The organism is Bartonella sp. HY761 (assembly GCF_026743145.1).
In the GTDB taxonomy this organism is placed as follows: Bacteria; Pseudomonadota; Alphaproteobacteria; order Rhizobiales; family Rhizobiaceae; genus HY038.
In genome coordinates, this window is record NZ_CP104889.1 from 1 (window position 1) to 17,560 (window position 17,560).

Consider the following 17,560-nt stretch of genomic DNA (forward strand, 5'->3'; position numbering starts at 1 on the left):
AAGTGTGTTTTATTTTGCGGTTTGGTACCTAATACCACGAACTTTGGTACCTAAAATCTTGATATTGGCACCTGATAACACGAATCTTGACAACGGTACCTAAAAACACGAATATAGGCTATGGAACCTGATAACACGAATAGATTCTCTCAGCTTATACCCGATCGTCATCCGCAACATGATTTGTTCATTTGTGATGTGTCTGATGCTGTTTTGAAAGATGTGATGCAACATTTGGAGCATCCCTTTTATTCTCTATCCAAAAAGCCGGAAACCTGTGTGCGCCGTTATGAGCATAATGGCCATTGGTTGGAAATTACGCCAAGTGTTAAAGGCCTTGCGACTATTTATGATAAAGATATCCTGATTTATTGTATTTCGCAGATTATGCATAAGATCAAACAAGGAAAGCCGGTTTCACAGCGCGTTCGGATTAATAGTCGTGATTTATTGATGTTTACCAATCGTGGTACATCGGGGCGTGATTATATGGCATTGATTGAAGCCCTTGATCGGCTTGAAGGCACCCGCATTCGCACGAATATTGTAACGGGTGACGAAGAACAGATTGATGGTTTTGGTTTGATTGATGCTTCCTCTATTCGTCGTAAACACGGTCTTGATGGCCGTTTATTATGGTGTGAAGTTAAATTATCCGATTGGGTTTTTAGTGCAATTGAAGCACAAGAAGTTTTAACTCTGCACCGCGATTATTTCCGGTTGCGAAAACCACTTGAGCGGCGTGTTTATGAAATTGCCCGTAAGCATTGCGGTCAACAAGATAGCTGGAAAATAAGCCTTGCTTTATTGTTAAAGAAAACGGGTTCGCAAAGTTCAGAAAAACGGTTTCGTCAAATGATCCGCAATCTTGCCCAACACGATCATTTGCCAGATTATCATGTTGCTTTTGAAGCTGAGCATGACATGGTAATGTTTAAAAACCGTGGCACGATGAAAATCACCCATCATGTTGAAAATCGACCAATATGGACTGGGCAACTTAGTAGTGCTGTCTATGTTGATGCACGCGAAGCGGCACCTGGTTGGGATATTTATATGTTAGAAGATGAGTGGCGGGCTTGGCTTGCAGAAAATGAGATTACGCCCAATTATCCAGAAAAGCATTTTCTAAAATTTTGTTCAAGTTGGTTTTCAAAAAGAGGAAAGCCGGCTTAAGCCCCCCCCTGCTCTAGGGTCAGGACCTAACGCTTGATCTTATCATTGCTAAAAATATTCTTTTCTGCTATGTAAGTATATATAATTATATGTAATACAGGTGATTTATGCCCCGCACAACAATTATGACCGTTCGCCTTGGCGAAACATTAAGTGATTATGTATCCTCACAAGTTGGCGGTCATGGGTGCTATGATAATATAAGTGAATATGTACGTGATCTTATTCGTAAAGATAAGGCACAGCATGAAGCCCAAACCTTTGATCGCTTAAAAAGTGAATTACAATTGGCTTTTGCAGCTCCCGATGAAAGTTATTGTGCACTTTCAGCTGATGATATCATAAAGCGTAATCGCACGTAAGATGGCTCATTATCTCATTCAGGAAGCGGCAAGCTATCGTCTTGACGAGATTTACCGCTACAGCCAACATGTTTGGGGCGACACACAGGCAGAGGCTTATATTCGTGGTCTTTTTGATGCCTTTGATAAAATAGCCAATCAAACTCTTATATCGCGGGTTATTCCTGCAGAATTTGGTGTCAATGGCTATTTTTGCCGCTATCAGCATCATTATATCTATTGGAAACGACTTTCTTCAGGCGATGTTGGTATTGTGACCATCTTACATGAAAAGATGCATCAAAGTGAGCGGATACGAGAACTTTTTGATACGCCTTAGAGTGTGTTGTTTGATTGATTGTTAAAACAATAAAGCGCTTTTTTATTTTTTAATTTGTCGCACATCCAGCCCAAAAATTGAAACAACTTTTGGCAAAAATGCTTTTTAAAAAAAGCCCCCTGCCCTATTTGGCTTTATATTCTTTTTCTAACAAGGCAACAGCTTTTTCCAATGTTTCACCAAGTCCCCATTCTTGACTATCGGCAATGGCGCAAAAGGCTGCAATGGTTTCTGGTCGCGCTTTAAGATTGAACTGGGCATTGCGTCCAGTACGGCGGCGGCGAGGCAAAGCCACCTCTTCTTTTATGATTGGCGCTGCTTTTTTGGGTTCACGACTTTTAAAGCCTGCAGCTTTTGCAGCTTGACTTGCTATTTCACTAGCTAGCTGTTTGGTATCTTCTTCTTGACCATTTGATGAAATATCTTTCGCTTTATCCGCTTTCTTTTCTTTAGGCGCCCATTCATCAAGATTGAAATCATCCAAACTATCAGCAAAGCCAAGACTTGCTCTTTGTTTTGTCATTTATGCCCCCTGCCCGCTTTCATTGACTTGCTTTAATTTCGCTATAACTTCACCAGTGAATTCTTGCGCATTGATACGGGCCTTTTCAATATTATTAACTTGCTCATTGGTTAAGGCAGATAAAAGCCCACCATAATCAAAAATATCACGATAGGCAGCGCGTTCGACAATTGAAGTTTGAAAAACATCAATGCCGGCTTGATTGAGTTGATCGCGTACATTTTTAAACGAACGGGATATAACAGCTGCACTTGTGCGCGTGAATAAGATACTATGGGGAATGGGTCTTCGCGCGAGGCGTTCTTGATTGCGAATGAGCTTAATAGTTTTAGCCGCCCCTCTTGCATCCATAGAAGCGCCTTGAGCAGGAATAATCACTAAATCTGACATACCAATAGCATTAGCTACCATCAAGCTAGCCGTACCTTCCAAATCGACAATAACAAATTGCGCCTTCTCTGCCGCCTCTTCTATCGCATCAACAATGCTATCTTCGCTCACATCAGCAATAATGGTAATATTATCGGGCTTGCCATCCAACTTTCCCCATTGGGAAATCCACCGTTCAGGATCTGCATCGATGATGGTGACTTTTGCACCTCGGCTAGCAAGTTCGCTAGCAAGAAGCAACGCAGATGTGGTTTTGCCTGCCCCGCCCTTTGGATTTGCAAATGATATGGTTGGCATAATCATTCCCTTTTTTAATAATATTGACGCATAACTACATCATAGTAGCTAACAAATAGCTAACCGATATTAAAAAAGTACCAAAAGCCTATCAATAAACTATCAATATATTATCTGATAGCTATCTAGTAGCTGTTAGATATCTTATTGATATTTACAAGATATTTGGAAAATATGTTTAGGCATAACAGTTAGAAGCAAAGCATAAGTTAGCACGAATTGATAATGATCCAATTGCTACCCATCATTTTATCATCACATAAATATAATCTTAGCCGTTAGCCAGTTTACTGTATTTGACACTTCTTCAAAACGTCTGAGATCATTTCACCCAATTCCCCATCATTGGTAGTAAACGCGTATGAATTATTTACGCCTTGATACGTCGTTTCAAATTTAACTGTCTTCGCTTTTTGCAAATATCCCATAAATTGACGAAAATTTTGGGCTGTAGCGATTTTATCATCAACATAAATGAAGGCGCTCTGCGATCCTGCGCTTACCTCAGCAGATATGATCAAACTATTCATCTCGTCAAAAGTAACCTTTATATCTGTGATGCCACTTTTAAAACCGCCAAACTCCCATATTTTATACCTAAATCGTCCACCATCACCAGGTATACAATCAAAATAAATATCGGGACCACCATAACCATCTAGACCATTGGCATTTTGAACAACATATACTGTTTTCTTCAATTCGTCATTATAGCGCGAATAAGTTTGGTAATATTCTGTTTCAAAATCATCGGCAGCAGCCAAGAAGGGCAGGTACGTAAATGCAAAGACAGCAGTTGCTATAATTTTAGCTATCATAATTCTTTCAACTTTTCTTTTTACGTCGATGTTTACTTAACAAGTTATATAACTTTTAAAAGCGACTGGCGAATACTTTCACAATATATTTTAATTGAATTCCATACTTGATATCTAACAGCTACTAGATAGCTATCAGATAATATATTGATAGTTTATTGATAGGCTTTTGGTACTTTTTTAATATCGGTTAGCTATTTGTTAGCTACTATGATGTAGTTATGCGTCAATATTATTAAAAAAGGGAATGATTATGCCAACCATATCATTTGCAAATCCAAAGGGCGGGGCAGGCAAAACCACATCTGCGTTGCTTCTTGCTAGCGAACTTGCTAGCCGAGGTGCAAAAGTCACCATCATCGATGCAGATCCTGAACGGTGGATTTCCCAATGGGGAAAGTTGGATGGCAAGCCCGATAATATTACCATTATTGCTGATGTGAGCGAAGATAGCATTGTTGATGCGATAGAAGAGGCGGCAGAGAAGGCGCAATTTGTTATTGTCGATTTGGAAGGTACGGCTAGCTTGATGGTAGCTAATGCTATTGGTATGTCAGATTTAGTGATTATTCCTGCTCAAGGCGCTTCTATGGATGCAAGAGGGGCGGCTAAAACTATTAAGCTCATTCGCAATCAAGAACGCCTCGCGCGAAGACCCATTCCCCATAGTATCTTATTCACGCGCACAAGTGCAGCTGTTATATCCCGTTCGTTTAAAAATGTACGCGATCAACTCAATCAAGCCGGCATTGATGTTTTTCAAACTTCAATTGTCGAACGCGCTGCCTATCGTGATATTTTTGATTATGGTGGGCTTTTATCTGCCTTAACCAATGAGCAAGTTAATAATATTGAAAAGGCCCGTATCAATGCGCAAGAATTCACTGGTGAAGTTATAGCGAAATTAAAGCAAGTCAATGAAAGCGGGCAGGGGGCATAAATGACAAAACAAAGAGCAAGTCTTGGCTTTGCTGATAGTTTGGATGATTTCAATCTTGATGAATGGGCGCCTAAAGAAAAGAAAGCGGATAAAGCGAAAGATATTTCATCAAATGGTCAAGAAGAAGATACCAAACAGCTAGCTAGTGAAATAGCAAGTCAAGCTGCAAAAGCTGCAGGCTTTAAAAGTCGTGAACCCAAAAAAGCAGCGCCAATCATAAAAGAAGAGGTGGCTTTGCCTCGCCGCCGCCGTACTGGACGCAATGCCCAGTTCAATCTTAAAGCGCGACCAGAAACCATTGCAGCCTTTTGCGCCATTGCCGATAGTCAAGAATGGGGACTTGGTGAAACATTGGAAAAAGCTGTTGCCTTGTTAGAAAAAGAATATAAAGCCAAATAGGGCAGGGGGCTTTTTTTAAAAAGCATTTTTGCCAAAAGTTGTTTCAATTTTTGGGCTGGATGTGCGACAAATTAAAAAATAAAAAAGCGCTTTATTGTTTTAACAATCAATCAAACAACACACTCTAAGGCGTATCAAAAAGTTCTCGTATCCGCTCACTTTGATGCATCTTTTCATGTAAGATGGTCACAATACCAACATCGCCTGAAGAAAGTCGTTTCCAATAGATATAATGATGCTGATAGCGGCAAAAATAGCCATTGACACCAAATTCTGCAGGAATAACCCGCGATATAAGAGTTTGATTGGCTATTTTATCAAAGGCATCAAAAAGACCACGAATATAAGCCTCTGCCTGTGTGTCGCCCCAAACATGTTGGCTGTAGCGGTAAATCTCGTCAAGACGATAGCTTGCCGCTTCCTGAATGAGATAATGAGCCATCTTACGTGCGATTACGCTTTATGATATCATCAGCTGAAAGTGCACAATAACTTTCATCGGGAGCTGCAAAAGCCAATTGTAATTCACTTTTTAAGCGATCAAAGGTTTGGGCTTCATGCTGTGCCTTATCTTTACGAATAAGATCACGTACATATTCACTTATATTATCATAGCACCCATGACCGCCAACTTGTGAGGATACATAATCACTTAATGTTTCGCCAAGGCGAACGGTCATAATTGTTGTGCGGGGCATAAATCACCTGTATTACATATAATTATATATACTTACATAGCAGAAAAGAATATTTTTAGCAATGATAAGATCAAGCGTTAGGTCCTGACCCTAGAGCAGGGGGGGGCTTAAGCCGGCTTTCCTCTTTTTGAAAACCAACTTGAACAAAATTTTAGAAAATGCTTTTCTGGATAATTGGGCGTAATCTCATTTTCTGCAAGCCAAGCCCGCCACTCATCTTCTAACATATAAATATCCCAACCAGGTGCCGCTTCGCGTGCATCAACATAGACAGCACTACTAAGTTGCCCAGTCCATATTGGTCGATTTTCAACATGATGGGTGATTTTCATCGTGCCACGGTTTTTAAACATTACCATGTCATGCTCAGCTTCAAAAGCAACATGATAATCTGGCAAATGATCGTGTTGGGCAAGATTGCGGATCATTTGACGAAACCGTTTTTCTGAACTTTGCGAACCCGTTTTCTTTAACAATAAAGCAAGGCTTATTTTCCAGCTATCTTGTTGACCGCAATGCTTACGGGCAATTTCATAAACACGCCGCTCAAGTGGTTTTCGCAACCGGAAATAATCGCGGTGCAGAGTTAAAACTTCTTGTGCTTCAATTGCACTAAAAACCCAATCGGATAATTTAACTTCACACCATAATAAACGGCCATCAAGACCGTGTTTACGACGAATAGAGGAAGCATCAATCAAACCAAAACCATCAATCTGTTCTTCGTCACCCGTTACAATATTCGTGCGAATGCGGGTGCCTTCAAGCCGATCAAGGGCTTCAATCAATGCCATATAATCACGCCCCGATGTACCACGATTGGTAAACATCAATAAATCACGACTATTAATCCGAACGCGCTGTGAAACCGGCTTTCCTTGTTTGATCTTATGCATAATCTGCGAAATACAATAAATCAGGATATCTTTATCATAAATAGTCGCAAGGCCTTTAACACTTGGCGTAATTTCCAACCAATGGCCATTATGCTCATAACGGCGCACACAGGTTTCCGGCTTTTTGGATAGAGAATAAAAGGGATGCTCCAAATGTTGCATCACATCTTTCAAAACAGCATCAGACACATCACAAATGAACAAATCATGTTGCGGATGACGATCGGGTATAAGCTGAGAGAATCTATTCGTGTTATCAGGTTCCATAGCCTATATTCGTGTTTTTAGGTACCGTTGTCAAGATTCGTGTTATCAGGTGCCAATATCAAGATTTTAGGTACCAAAGTTCGTGGTATTAGGTACCAAACCGCAAAATAAAACACACTTTTCTTCATTAAAAACAAAAACTTAACAAAACTAAGATTCCCCTTAACACTATATTTAACTCAATATTTAACACCAGTACCCTGTGGATAAGTTTTTAACCAATAAAAACTAATGATCATCAAGAACTAGCCGGAACCCACTCAATCAAACTTATGTCATAATTTTATTTCAGCAATTTTTCTTATCCAAGATAAGCCGCATATCTAATTTTACAACAAAATCATTTTATCTTTGGCTTATATTAGCTTGCAATATGCCCTATTTTTGACACTAAATTTCCTCTTTTCAATTTTAAAAATTAATTCAAAACAAATAGATAGTTGTGTGGCTTGCCTTTTTTCCGTTTTGTAGCGGAAAAAAAATCAATTGAAGATATTTTCAGCTGTGTTTTGATAAGTCGATAAATTAAAAAATGGAAGTGTCCATGTCAAATCAACTACAGACAAATGCTACTGAAACGATAGCTACACAAATTCAAACTTTGGCAACAAATGCCATGGTAAAAATTCCGGACATTCTACAAAGGAATGGTAAAGCTATGGATGATGAGCAGATAGAAAAGCTATCCGCTCATGTCTTTGCAATGGCTCGGCGCGCTTTAACCAATGAAACTTTACCTGAGTTTGATAAAAGTCTTTTTGACGAAGTTTCTGAAAAATCTATTTCTACAGCGCGTGAAATTGTTGGCCTGTTTGATGGCCTGTCTGATGACGAAACTTACTTGTTGTCCATTCATTTTGAGGTTGCGCAAGACCTTTAAAGTGCAAAAGGGCTAGATCATTAACATTAATTATCCGACTAATTCAAAATATATAAAAAAATACATTCTGGGCTTTGTTTAAAACAATAAACACATATTTTTCAATTCATTAGGAATGGGACGTCACTCATGTCAGAAATCACTATTGTTATAGGCGATCGTTTAGGAAAAGGTCAAAAAGTTGCTGCCGGTGCAGAAGCTGCTGGGGCAAAGGCTATTGTTATCCCTGGTATTGCAGCTGACATGAAGCTTGGCGATGTCATGAATGCAGAGCAAGCAACCCTTGGTATTTCTTTTTGTGGTAGCGGTGGAGCCGGCGCAATTACAGCTCAATCTAAATATGGCTATAAGGCAAAACACAGCTTACGCTCAGTTGAAGATGGTGTATCTGCCATAAATGAAGACTTTGTCGTTCTTGGCTTTGGTTTTATGGACACAGAGGAACTAGGTGAAAAGCTTGTTGAAGCCTATAAGAAAAAGCACGGACTTTAGAGCATGCTAAAAACCTTCGAATTAGACGTAGAAGTATCTGGCAAAGGGCAGACCAAGCAACATGCATTTGCGGCAGCCCTTTCGGGTACACAACGTGCGGTTGGAAAGAAGGGAGATAACGTTCTTGTTCGTATTCAACCACAAGATGTTTACGTATTAGAAGCACGCGAAATGACGCGCGTTGATCGTTTTTTATTCATATTTTTACCACGTGAACGCAAGCAATATTACGTCAAATTGAAGGTGACCGTTCAGGTGAGCGTAATTGAGACGGATCATATTGAATTTAAAAGATAATTGATCGGTCTTGCTGAGGGAGATCAAAATAATGGATTTCATAATTCTTATAAAGTCGCTGATCATAGGTGGCTTTATTGGTACTGCGGTTGGCGCCGGCGCTGCTCGTATGTTTCATGCCCCAACAGTTCAAGGTATGGGTGCATTTCGCACATTAGGTGAAATGAATGCCTGCGAGGGAGATCCGGCTGCCCATTTTTCATTTGGCTTAGGTTTTTTCTTTAATGCATGGGCATCAATTGTTGCCTCTGGTGCAGCGACACAAGATGTTGATCATCGTATTATCCCAAACTGGGGGGCTGCGGTTCTTTTAATGAAAAATCGCAATGTTGCACAAACAATGCATGATCCGCGTAAGATGGCTATTGCTTGCGGTATCATTGGCGCAATTGTTATTGCATTTTTGAATACAACCGCTGCGGCAGTGCCTGAAGAATTGCGTATTACTGCGGTTATGGTGCTTGTGCCTGCTGCCAATACTCTCGTTAATATTGCAATGCCGGTTATTTTCTGGCTTGCAGCAATTGGCGCAAGTAAGCGGGCGGGTTTTTGGGGTACTTTATTTGGGGGGCTTGCTCATATGATTATGGGTAATGCAGTGCCAGGTATAGTGCTTGGTATTTTACTTGGAAAAGGTATTGATGACGGCGGTTGGAACCATGTGGTTAAAATCATGTTTGCGGCCATTATTTGTCTATTTGCATTAAGTGCATTTTTCCGTGGTTTTGATATGCAACTATTAACGCAGTTCCATTTAACCGTTCCTGAATGGTTATCCGATGTTCACGGTAAAATCAGCGGTAAATAGGGAGAATTATGATGCAAGATGCTACTCATACTGAAGTAAAACCAAATGTTTGGTTTAGCGAATGGTTATTTCCTATTCTTGTTGGTGTGCTATCTGCGGGAGTTTTTGCCGGCACTCATATGTATTATGTCTATAAGGTGGGCGCATTTAATGAAGTTGCTTTCGTTGCCATGCTTGCCGATGGCATAAATACCGGCGTATATGGTGCAGTTGCGGCCTTTGGTGCAAGCTTTTTATTTGCCCGTATCATTGAAGGCTCACTTGTTGGTATTCTTGATATTGGCGGCGCTATTATGACCGGCGTGGGCCTTGGAATTCCAGCCCTCTTTCTATCATTTGGTTTTGTTTGGCCTATCGAAAATTTTATTCCCTCCTTGCTAACAGGTTTTATTTTAGGTCTTGTCATTGGTGGGATTATTATTTTCGCGCGTAAATTCACCATTGGTCAAGGCAATTCTACCTATGGGGCTGATGTTATGATGGGGGCAGGTAATTCTTCAGGTCGCTTTCTTGGGCCATTGATTATTCTTGCTGCCATGCAGGCATCTATTCCCATTGGCGTTGGATCTCTCATTGGTGCACTTATTTTCCATCTTTGGAATAAACCTATCACCGGTGGTGCTATTTTAGGTGCTATGCTCTTTGGTTGGTTCTTTCCAATTACTATTCTTGGATAGGGGGAAGCTGAAAGGCACGTTTTATAACGGCGCCTTTCAGCCTTTTTAAATTTCTTTTAAAAAAATCTTAGGTAAGTCAATGTTTGATATATTGTTCGAAAATGCGCGTTTAGCAAATGGTGAAATCAAACATATTGCTATTACAGATAAAAAAATTACTTCTATTCATCAAGAAAATGGTTTAGCGGCAAAACGTGTAATAGATCTGAAAGGTCAAACCTATTTAAGTGCTGGCTGGATTGATAGTCACGTTCATTGTAATCCAAATTCTCCTATTTACTTTGATGACCCTGATGCTATTGGCATTGCTGGTGGTGTAACCACTGTTATTGATGCAGGTAGTACTGGTGCTGATGATATTGACGCTTTTCGCTTGTTATGCAAAAAATATAAAACCAATGTAAAAGCACTTCTTAATATTTCTCGTATTGGCTTAATTACACAACACGAATTAGCTAATCTTAATGATATAGATATTCCATTGGCAGGGCAAACCATCTGTAAACACTGCGGATTTATTCTTGGTATAAAGGCACGCATGAGCGGCAGCGTCATTGGCGATAATGGTTTAAAACCATTAGAAATGGCAAAGCAAATCCAAAGAGAAAACAATAATATTCCCTTAATGGTGCACTTTGGTAACAAGCCACCGATGGTTGATAATATTCTTGAATATTTAGGGCAGGGAGATATATTAACTCATTGCTATCATGGCAAACCCAACGGTATTTTAACACCTGAAGGCCAATTGCGCAGCGCAACTAAAGCGGCGCTTGATCGCGGCATGGTACTTGATGTTGGCCATGGCGGCGCTAGTTTTTCGTTTAAAATTGCCAAGCAGGCAATGGATATAAATATTTATCCTAATACTATTAGCTCTGATATTTATTGTAAGAATAGAATAAATGGTCCCGTTTATGGCTTGGCCGCAGTTATGTCTAAGTTTTTAATGCTTGGCATGTCATTAGAAAAAATTATTACAAGCGTAACGAGCAATGTCAGTACTACCTTTAAAATCGCCAATAAAGGGCGTTTAGAAGTTGGTTATGATGCGGATTTAACCCTTTTTAATATTTCTAATCAACCGCAAAACGCACTTGATAGCGAGGGCGTTAGCCAAAAATGCCAACAAAATTTTGTTCCGCTTGCCGCTGTGGTTGCAGGTGAATTATTCCCAACACGCGAGGGAGAAAGCAATCATGACATCGATTTATGAAAAATATAATGTAAAGCCTGTTATTAATGTGTCAGGTCGTATGACCAAGCTTGGCGTTTCAACTCCCCATCCACAAGTGCGTGATGCCGTATCTCATGCCTTGGGCGAATATTTTGAAATGGCTGATTTGGTTGATAAAACCGGCGAATATATTGCAAGTTTATTAAATGTTGAAGCGGCACTTGTTGTATCGTGTGCTTCGGCAGGTATTGCTCAAACGGTTGCAGCCGTAATTACCAAAGACAATAAAAATTTGGTTTTTAATCTACACAGTAATAAGCAATCCGTACCAAGAGAAATTGTTATTCCAAAAGGACATAATGTCAATTTTGGTGCTCCCGTTGGCACAATGATTGAACTTGGCGGCGGTACAGTTGTTGAAGCTGGTTGGGGCAATGAATGCTCAGCTGAGCAGTTAGCCATGGCAATTACACCTAATACCGCAGCCATCATGTTTGTTAAATCGGCACATTCTTTACAAAAAAGTGTGTTGAGTGCTGAACAAGCGGTTGCGGTTGCTAAAGCCCATAATGTGCCAATCATTGTTGATGCGGCAGCAGAAGTTGATTTGCGCGTTTATTATGAAATGGGCGCGGAATTGGTTATTTATAGTGGCGCAAAAGCAATTGAGGGGCCAACCAGTGGTTTGGTGCTTGGCAAAAAACAATATATCGATTGGGTAAAGTTACAATCCCAAGGTATTGGGCGCGCCATGAAAATTGGCAAAGAAGGCATTATTGGTCTTACTGTTGCTATTGAACGTTATTTGCAAGAAACACCAGAAACAGGTGCGCAAATGAGCGAAAGATTACAACCTTTTTTAAGCGCGATTAATGACGTAACCGGATTGCATGCCGCCATTATACGCGATGATGCAGGCCGAGACATTGTTAGAGCAGAAATTACCATTGATCCAGATCTTTACGGCCATAATGCGCTTGCGGTTGCCAAAGCTTTTCAAAAAGCCAGCCCAGCAGTTTATTTTCGTGAATATCACGCCAATGAAGGCCGCTTAGAAGTCGATGTTCGCAGTGTAAATAACGAACAGTTGGCTTGGCTTGCTCAAATATTTAAAGATTTTGCATCAGGAGAATAATATGAAACTTAGCGCAAATTATTATAAAGATCGTGTGTGCCTCAATGTCCTTGCAGGTTCGAAACAAAATGCAATTGAAGTGTATGAAGCTGGCGAAACCTATGTGCTTGTTGGTGTTTTATCAAAAAATTATCCAACAGTAGAAGCAGCCCTTAGCGATATGCGCGACTATGCGGCCCTTATCGATAATGCCGTATCAGTAGGGCTTGGCGCAGGTGATCCAGCTCAGTCAACCATAGTTAGCCTTATTGCTGAACAATTGCAGCCGCAGCATGTTAATCAAGTCTTTACCGGCGTATCGGGTACCCGCCAACTCTTGCGTCAAAATGAAACCTTGGTTAACTCGCTTATTTCGCCAACAGGTATTGTGGGCAAAGTATGTGTTTCAACCGGTCCGCTTAGCTCAAAAGAGACCCCAGCAATTATTGATGTTGAAACAGCAATTGCTATGGCGAAAGATATGGGCGCAAGCTCATTAAAGTATTTTCCGATGGGTGGGGTAAAGAGCCGCGATGAATTTGAAGTTGTTGCTAAAGCATGTGCAGCAAAAGACTTTATATTGGAGCCAACTGGCGGTATTGATCTTGATAATTATAGCGAAATATTACGCATAGCCCTAGAAGCTGGCGTTAAAAAGATAATTCCGCATATTTATAGCTCTATTATTGATAAAGATACAGGTAATACACGGCCTGAAGATGTGCGCCAATTATTGGCTATGACCAAAGACCTTCTTGGCTAATAACATCCTATTGTGTTATTTAGAATATTCTAATAATAGGCTAGGTAACACAATATTTACGGTTAAACCAGTCTGCAATTTTGCGTCAAATGATGAAGTGTGAGAGGAGGATTCTATGCCCGGTGCCGTTAAGTTTCCTTATCTGCGACTTGAAAAACTTTTTGAAGAATTGCGTGATACTGTTTTACCGCAAGATGAACTTGCCCGCCGTCTGTCGGTATCAACCCGCACCATACGTAATGATATTGATATAATTAATTCTATTTTGGCGGATCATGGTGCACGTTTCATTTTACAACGGAATAAAGGGTATCATCTAGAAACTGATGATGTCTCTATTTTTGAAGGTACAAACCAACAAGAAATTTTCAATAAATATATACCGCGCAGTGCAAGCGAGCGGATTATGTATTTACTGGTGACGTTCTTAACATCATCTTATTCATTAAACTTGCAAAGCCTTGCTGATAAATGGGGCTGTAGCAGAGCCGCCTTACAAACAGATCTTGCTGATGTTAGACAAAAACTTAGTGATTATGGCTTAGTTATAGAAATCCGCCCAAGGCATGGCATGAAATTGGTAGGGGCTGAAACCGCAATTCGATTATGTTTGACTGATATTCTACGTTCTATTTCGCGTATTAATAGCGACCACCCGATTTTAGCCTATGATATTGTTTTAGCGGATGCATTAGAAATAACACGTTCAAAAATTTCACAGGTTTTAAGTACTGCTACCTTGCGCCTAACGGATGAAGGATTGCAGTTTTTAACACTTTATTGTGCTGTTGCTGCCAAAAGAATAGTAGAGAACTTCCCTATCGAAAGTTTTAGTGTTGGTGAAATGGGCGAGGAAATCAACCGCGCAGCACAAACCATTGGCGAATTTTTGTCCACTTTGACAAGCCGGAAATTGTCGGTTGCAGAAATTGCATTTTTAAAAGCAAATATTGCGGGGCGTGCAACTGCCCAAACACTACCAGATGATATTAATGGCGATGATGCTAAAGATTTGGCTCATTTTATATTAGCTTACATCAATAAGCATTACAGCTATGATTTACGTCATGATGAGCAATTGCTGCAGGATTTAGTCACTCATATTCGTCCAATGATAACACGGGTTCGTTATCAAATTGATCTCCCTAATCCGGTGTTAGATGATATTAAACAAAACTATGCTCTTGCTTATGATATGACCTTATTGGCAATTTCAAATTGGTCAAAACATTCATCTTATACTATTTCAGAAAACGAAATGGGGTTTCTCGTTTTACATATTGGGGTTGGATTGGAACGCCACTATCAAATTGGCTATGTGCGCTATCCACGCGCTCTTTTAGTTTGTGACAGCGGCAATGCAACTTTACGCAACCTTGAGGCTTTAATTCAGCGCCATTTTCCGCAAGTTGAAATTAGAAATTCTATGAATTGTCAAGATTATAATCATCTTGATGTGGTTAAGGAAGATTTTGTAATCGCTAATACAAAAGTTGAAAATAAGAATGCACCAGTGGTGGTTATATCAAACTTTCCAACTTCTTTTCAAATAGAACAATTGGCAAAATTGGCAAAAATCGACCGTACTCGCCCCTATATATTAGACCAATATTTTTCCGAAAAACATTTCTTGGTCGCGGATAAAACTATGACGCGCGATAAGCTTTTTGCTTATATTTGCGGACAATTGGCACAAGAGGGCTATGTTGATGAGCGGTTTTTATCATCTGTGCAGGAACGTGAAGCGATAGTCAGCACGATGCTGGGTGATGGCATTGCGCTGCCGCACGCATTGGGACTATTTGCACAAAAAACCACAATTTACACCGTTTTAGCACCACATGGCATTGAGTGGGGGGGCGGGGAAATTGCTCGTTTAATATTTCTCATTGCTATTAGTAAGGCGGAATATGAAAAAGTATTGTCAATTTACGACATTTTTATCTCAATACTTCGCGACCGAGCTGCAGCAATTTTAGCTCAATGCAAAGATTTTCAATGTTTTAAAAAAAACGCTTTATCAGTTTTAGTTCCTGATATTTCTTAAATGTTGGTTTTTATTTTACGTAATAAGATCAACCGCTTCACGCTTATTTAAAAAGGGCACCATAATGTGTGAAAAACTTATTTCGCCAGAACTTAACATTTTAAATCCTGCGGGTTTGCATGCGCGCCCTGCCGCTGTTTTTGCCAGTAAAGCGAAAACATTTGCATCTGCCATTAATTTAATTGTCAATAATAAGAAAGTGAATGGTAAGTCAGTTGTTGCGATTATGGGGCTTTCAACACGCAAAGGCGACTTAATCCAAATCGAAGCCATAGGCGATGATGCAAGCCAAGCTATTGATGATTTGACTAATTTAATCAACGATCGCTGTGGTGAACATGACGAGGAAGCACCAGAAGAAATTATTGCAGATCTTGCGACAACAGTTTTAGCAGAAACAAAAACAATCTTAACCGGTGTTGCAGCTTCACCCGGCATAGCAATTGGCAAAGTGTTTCAATATAAATTGCAGCAATTCGATATTCATGAATATGCCGATGACTCAAAAAAAGAACAACAATTATTTGAAGATGCTTTGGTGGAAGCTTCTGGACAAATTGAAGTTATAAAAGCCGCTCTTGGTAGTAGTGCCAAACAAGCTATTTTAAGTGCCCATCAAGAATTATTGCAAGATCCAGATTTACTAGCGTTGACTTATGCAGGCTTAGCGGAAAAGAAAACAGCAGCTTTTGCGTGGCGGGCGGCATTTAGTGCTTATTCTGCTAAGCTTGAATCGCAAGAAAATAATTTGCTACGCGAACGTGCGACGGATATTCGCGATATAGGGCGGCGGGTTTTGGCTATATTGGCAGGTACAGATTTAAAGAAAATTGAAGTTCCTGAAGGGTCAATCCTTGTCGCAGAAGATTTAACGCCATCGGATACTGTTGCCCTTGATCCTGCACGGGTGGTTGGCTTTTGTACGCGTACTGGCGGTGCAACCAGTCATGTCGCTATTCTTGCTCGCTCACTAGGAATACCGGCTATTTGCGGAATTTCTCAACGCGCTTTATCTTTACCTGATGATTTATTGGTTATGATGGATGCTTCACAAGGATTTTTAAATATTAATCCTAGTGAACAAGATATTCAACAAGCCCATGATGAACAAGATCGTATCGCTGCGCGCCAAAAGGCAGATCAAGCTGTGGCCCATCAGCAAGCCTATACGAAAGATGGTTGCAGGGTTGAGGTTGTTGCTAATATTCGAAATGCAAATGATGCACGCGAAGCTATTGAGCATGGTGCTGAAGGTGTTGGTCTTTTACGTACGGAGTTTTTATTTGCAGATAAGGCAACAGCACCTGATGAAGTCGAGCAAAAGCGCGAATATTGCGCAATTGCCAATGCGCTAGGCAAAGATAAACCCTTGGTCATTCGCACCCTTGATGTGGGGGGTGATAAACCATTGAGTTATCTGCCGCTACCTGCTGAAGATAATCCATTTTTGGGGTTAAGAGGAATTCGCGTTGGCATCGTACGACCTGATTTATTGCGTATTCAAATTAGAGCTATCTTGCAAGCTGCGGGTTTATGTAAATTACATATTATGTTCCCCATGATTACCTCGATTGCTGAATTGCGGGCTTCTAAAAAAATTGTCGAGGAGGAATGCGAAAAGCTCGGTGTCAGTGGCGTTAAAGTGGGCATTATGGTCGAGGTACCATCTGTCGCATTCTTAGCCGAGCGTTTTGCTGCCGAAGTTGATTTCTTTTCGATTGGCACCAATGACCTGACGCAATATGTCTTAGCCATGGATCGGGGGCATCCCGAATTGGCGCGTTATGCCGATGCTTTACATCCAGCTGTATTAACGGCAATTGATGTAACGTGTAAAGGTGCAGCACAACATGGCAAATGGGTTGGTGTTTGTGGTGGCCTTGCTTCTGAACCTCTTGCAACGCCTTTATTATTAGGACTTGGTGTAAAGGAACTTTCTTGTAGTACACCGGTCATAGCAGAGATCAAAGCGATTATTTCTCGGTGGAGCTTATCAGATTGCCAGAAATTGGCAGAAAATATTTTAACTCTTGACGATACCGATGCTGTTCGTAAAGCTTTAAAACAACAACAACGCTAGGGCGCAAATTTAGCTGTAAATTTGTTCAATAGAAATGACATCCTTTTTCCTAAAGTCTTGGGAACAGCAAATTTAGTCAAATCAAGAAAATTCTAGGCCTGCCGCAATTACAATTTGCGGCAGGCCTAATGATTTTAATC

The 17,560-nt window shown here is 40.4% G+C and carries 21 protein-coding genes; 15 read left to right on the forward strand and 6 right to left on the reverse strand.

The features are described from left to right. Window positions 1-120 precede the first annotated feature (120 nt). The 3 genes from N6A79_RS15435 to N6A79_RS15445 all read left to right on the forward strand — a co-directional run bounded on the left by N6A79_RS15435 (window position 121) and on the right by N6A79_RS15445 (window position 1,857). Window positions 121-1,176: a replication initiator protein A gene (locus N6A79_RS15435; RefSeq protein WP_262080949.1), complete on the forward strand. Its 1,056-nt coding sequence runs from the start codon at window positions 121-123 to the stop codon at window positions 1,174-1,176. Between the two features lie 107 nt (window positions 1,177-1,283). Continuing rightward, window positions 1,284-1,538, forward strand: a complete 255-nt coding sequence (locus tag N6A79_RS15440) for a ribbon-helix-helix domain-containing protein (protein ID WP_262080950.1) — start codon at window positions 1,284-1,286, stop codon at window positions 1,536-1,538. Between the two features lies 1 nt (window position 1,539). Continuing rightward, window positions 1,540-1,857 (forward strand): type II toxin-antitoxin system RelE/ParE family toxin, encoded by a 318-nt coding sequence (locus tag N6A79_RS15445; RefSeq protein WP_262080951.1) that lies wholly within the window; start codon window positions 1,540-1,542, stop codon window positions 1,855-1,857. A 124-nt stretch (window positions 1,858-1,981) separates the two neighbouring features. Here N6A79_RS15445 and N6A79_RS15450 read toward each other — a convergent pair whose 3' ends face one another. The 3 genes from N6A79_RS15450 to N6A79_RS15460 form a co-directional block, all read right to left on the reverse strand. Beyond that, the gene (locus N6A79_RS15450; protein ID WP_263499754.1) at window positions 1,982-2,380 is read right to left on the reverse strand and encodes a stability/partitioning determinant; all 399 of its coding nucleotides are present in this window, start codon (window positions 2,378-2,380) and stop codon (window positions 1,982-1,984) included. Further along, complete coding sequence (locus tag N6A79_RS15455) at window positions 2,381-3,067, reverse strand: ParA family protein (protein WP_262080953.1); 687 nt, start codon at window positions 3,065-3,067, stop codon at window positions 2,381-2,383. Between the two features lie 287 nt (window positions 3,068-3,354). After that, on the reverse strand, window positions 3,355-3,885 hold the full coding sequence (locus N6A79_RS15460) for a hypothetical protein (RefSeq protein ID WP_263499755.1): 531 nt from the start codon (window positions 3,883-3,885) through the stop codon (window positions 3,355-3,357). Window positions 3,886-4,138: 253 nt separating this feature from the next. Here N6A79_RS15460 and N6A79_RS15465 point away from each other — a divergent pair, with 253 nt between their 5' ends. Then, window positions 4,139-4,825 (forward strand): ParA family protein, encoded by a 687-nt coding sequence (locus N6A79_RS15465; RefSeq protein WP_262080953.1) that lies wholly within the window; start codon window positions 4,139-4,141, stop codon window positions 4,823-4,825. After that, the gene (locus tag N6A79_RS15470; RefSeq protein ID WP_263499754.1) at window positions 4,826-5,224 is read left to right on the forward strand and encodes a stability/partitioning determinant; all 399 of its coding nucleotides are present in this window, start codon (window positions 4,826-4,828) and stop codon (window positions 5,222-5,224) included. Between the two features lie 124 nt (window positions 5,225-5,348). On the opposite strand, the gene N6A79_RS15475 is transcribed toward N6A79_RS15470, so the two are convergent. The 3 genes from N6A79_RS15475 to N6A79_RS15485 all read right to left on the reverse strand — a co-directional run bounded on the left by N6A79_RS15475 (window position 5,349) and on the right by N6A79_RS15485 (window position 7,085). Continuing rightward, on the reverse strand, window positions 5,349-5,666 hold the full coding sequence (locus N6A79_RS15475) for a type II toxin-antitoxin system RelE/ParE family toxin (RefSeq protein ID WP_262080951.1): 318 nt from the start codon (window positions 5,664-5,666) through the stop codon (window positions 5,349-5,351). 1 nt (window position 5,667) lies between these two features. Then, the gene (locus N6A79_RS15480) at window positions 5,668-5,922 is read right to left on the reverse strand and encodes a ribbon-helix-helix domain-containing protein (protein ID WP_262080950.1); all 255 of its coding nucleotides are present in this window, start codon (window positions 5,920-5,922) and stop codon (window positions 5,668-5,670) included. Window positions 5,923-6,029: 107 nt separating this feature from the next. Next, window positions 6,030-7,085 carry a replication initiator protein A gene (locus N6A79_RS15485; RefSeq protein ID WP_262080949.1) on the reverse strand — a complete coding sequence of 352 codons (1,056 nt, stop codon included), beginning with the start codon at window positions 7,083-7,085 and terminating at the stop codon, window positions 6,030-6,032. Between the two features lie 544 nt (window positions 7,086-7,629). Here N6A79_RS15485 and N6A79_RS15490 point away from each other — a divergent pair. From N6A79_RS15490 to ptsP, 10 genes are all read left to right on the forward strand, one after another. Continuing rightward, entirely contained in the window at window positions 7,630-7,965 is a 336-nt protein-coding gene (locus N6A79_RS15490; protein WP_262080948.1) for a PRD domain-containing protein, read from the forward strand. A 129-nt stretch (window positions 7,966-8,094) separates the two neighbouring features. After that, window positions 8,095-8,457 (forward strand): glycine-rich SFCGS family protein, encoded by a 363-nt coding sequence (locus N6A79_RS15495; protein WP_262080947.1) that lies wholly within the window; start codon window positions 8,095-8,097, stop codon window positions 8,455-8,457. 3 nt (window positions 8,458-8,460) lie between these two features. Continuing rightward, entirely contained in the window at window positions 8,461-8,754 is a 294-nt protein-coding gene (locus tag N6A79_RS15500) for a DUF4312 family protein (protein WP_262080946.1), read from the forward strand. Between the two features lie 31 nt (window positions 8,755-8,785). Then, window positions 8,786-9,562, forward strand: a complete 777-nt coding sequence (locus N6A79_RS15505; protein ID WP_263499757.1) for a DUF4311 domain-containing protein — start codon at window positions 8,786-8,788, stop codon at window positions 9,560-9,562. 8 nt (window positions 9,563-9,570) lie between these two features. Further along, entirely contained in the window at window positions 9,571-10,239 is a 669-nt protein-coding gene (locus tag N6A79_RS15510; RefSeq protein ID WP_263499758.1) for a DUF4310 family protein, read from the forward strand. Window positions 10,240-10,318: 79 nt separating this feature from the next. Continuing rightward, window positions 10,319-11,455, forward strand: coding sequence for an amidohydrolase/deacetylase family metallohydrolase (locus tag N6A79_RS15515; protein ID WP_263499759.1), 1,137 nt, complete (start codon window positions 10,319-10,321; stop codon window positions 11,453-11,455). Continuing rightward, on the forward strand, window positions 11,439-12,551 hold the full coding sequence (locus N6A79_RS15520) for a DgaE family pyridoxal phosphate-dependent ammonia lyase (RefSeq protein ID WP_263499760.1): 1,113 nt from the start codon (window positions 11,439-11,441) through the stop codon (window positions 12,549-12,551). Before N6A79_RS15515 ends, N6A79_RS15520 begins: the two co-directional genes overlap by 17 nt. Window position 12,552: 1 nt before the next feature. Further along, window positions 12,553-13,293 carry a 2-dehydro-3-deoxy-phosphogluconate aldolase gene (gene dagF / locus N6A79_RS15525; protein ID WP_263499761.1) on the forward strand — a complete coding sequence of 247 codons (741 nt, stop codon included), beginning with the start codon at window positions 12,553-12,555 and terminating at the stop codon, window positions 13,291-13,293. Window positions 13,294-13,408: 115 nt separating this feature from the next. Then, window positions 13,409-15,340: a BglG family transcription antiterminator gene (locus tag N6A79_RS15530; protein WP_263499762.1), complete on the forward strand. Its 1,932-nt coding sequence runs from the start codon at window positions 13,409-13,411 to the stop codon at window positions 15,338-15,340. 64 nt (window positions 15,341-15,404) lie between these two features. Next, entirely contained in the window at window positions 15,405-17,420 is a 2,016-nt protein-coding gene (gene ptsP / locus N6A79_RS15535; RefSeq protein WP_263499763.1) for a phosphoenolpyruvate--protein phosphotransferase, read from the forward strand. Window positions 17,421-17,560 lie beyond the last annotated feature (140 nt).

Coding starts and splice junctions, on each gene's coding strand:
- N6A79_RS15440 (WP_262080950.1), top strand. CDS start 1,284: ATGCCCCGCACAACAATTATGACCGTTCGCCTTGGCGAAACATTAAGT.
- dagF (WP_263499761.1), top strand. CDS start 12,553: ATGAAACTTAGCGCAAATTATTATAAAGATCGTGTGTGCCTCAATGTC.
- N6A79_RS15475 (WP_262080951.1), bottom strand. CDS start 5,666: ATGGCTCATTATCTCATTCAGGAAGCGGCAAGCTATCGTCTTGACGAG.
- N6A79_RS15500 (WP_262080946.1), top strand. CDS start 8,461: ATGCTAAAAACCTTCGAATTAGACGTAGAAGTATCTGGCAAAGGGCAG.
- N6A79_RS15450 (WP_263499754.1), bottom strand. CDS start 2,380: ATGACAAAACAAAGAGCAAGTCTTGGCTTTGCTGATAGTTTGGATGAT.
- N6A79_RS15470 (WP_263499754.1), top strand. CDS start 4,826: ATGACAAAACAAAGAGCAAGTCTTGGCTTTGCTGATAGTTTGGATGAT.
- N6A79_RS15495 (WP_262080947.1), top strand. CDS start 8,095: ATGTCAGAAATCACTATTGTTATAGGCGATCGTTTAGGAAAAGGTCAA.
- N6A79_RS15485 (WP_262080949.1), bottom strand. CDS start 7,085: ATGGAACCTGATAACACGAATAGATTCTCTCAGCTTATACCCGATCGT.
- N6A79_RS15505 (WP_263499757.1), top strand. CDS start 8,786: ATGGATTTCATAATTCTTATAAAGTCGCTGATCATAGGTGGCTTTATT.
- N6A79_RS15520 (WP_263499760.1), top strand. CDS start 11,439: ATGACATCGATTTATGAAAAATATAATGTAAAGCCTGTTATTAATGTG.
- N6A79_RS15480 (WP_262080950.1), bottom strand. CDS start 5,922: ATGCCCCGCACAACAATTATGACCGTTCGCCTTGGCGAAACATTAAGT.
- N6A79_RS15490 (WP_262080948.1), top strand. CDS start 7,630: ATGTCAAATCAACTACAGACAAATGCTACTGAAACGATAGCTACACAA.
- N6A79_RS15445 (WP_262080951.1), top strand. CDS start 1,540: ATGGCTCATTATCTCATTCAGGAAGCGGCAAGCTATCGTCTTGACGAG.
- ptsP (WP_263499763.1), top strand. CDS start 15,405: ATGTGTGAAAAACTTATTTCGCCAGAACTTAACATTTTAAATCCTGCG.
- N6A79_RS15515 (WP_263499759.1), top strand. CDS start 10,319: ATGTTTGATATATTGTTCGAAAATGCGCGTTTAGCAAATGGTGAAATC.
- N6A79_RS15455 (WP_262080953.1), bottom strand. CDS start 3,067: ATGCCAACCATATCATTTGCAAATCCAAAGGGCGGGGCAGGCAAAACC.
- N6A79_RS15435 (WP_262080949.1), top strand. CDS start 121: ATGGAACCTGATAACACGAATAGATTCTCTCAGCTTATACCCGATCGT.
- N6A79_RS15530 (WP_263499762.1), top strand. CDS start 13,409: ATGCCCGGTGCCGTTAAGTTTCCTTATCTGCGACTTGAAAAACTTTTT.
- N6A79_RS15465 (WP_262080953.1), top strand. CDS start 4,139: ATGCCAACCATATCATTTGCAAATCCAAAGGGCGGGGCAGGCAAAACC.
- N6A79_RS15510 (WP_263499758.1), top strand. CDS start 9,571: ATGATGCAAGATGCTACTCATACTGAAGTAAAACCAAATGTTTGGTTT.
- N6A79_RS15460 (WP_263499755.1), bottom strand. CDS start 3,885: ATGATAGCTAAAATTATAGCAACTGCTGTCTTTGCATTTACGTACCTG.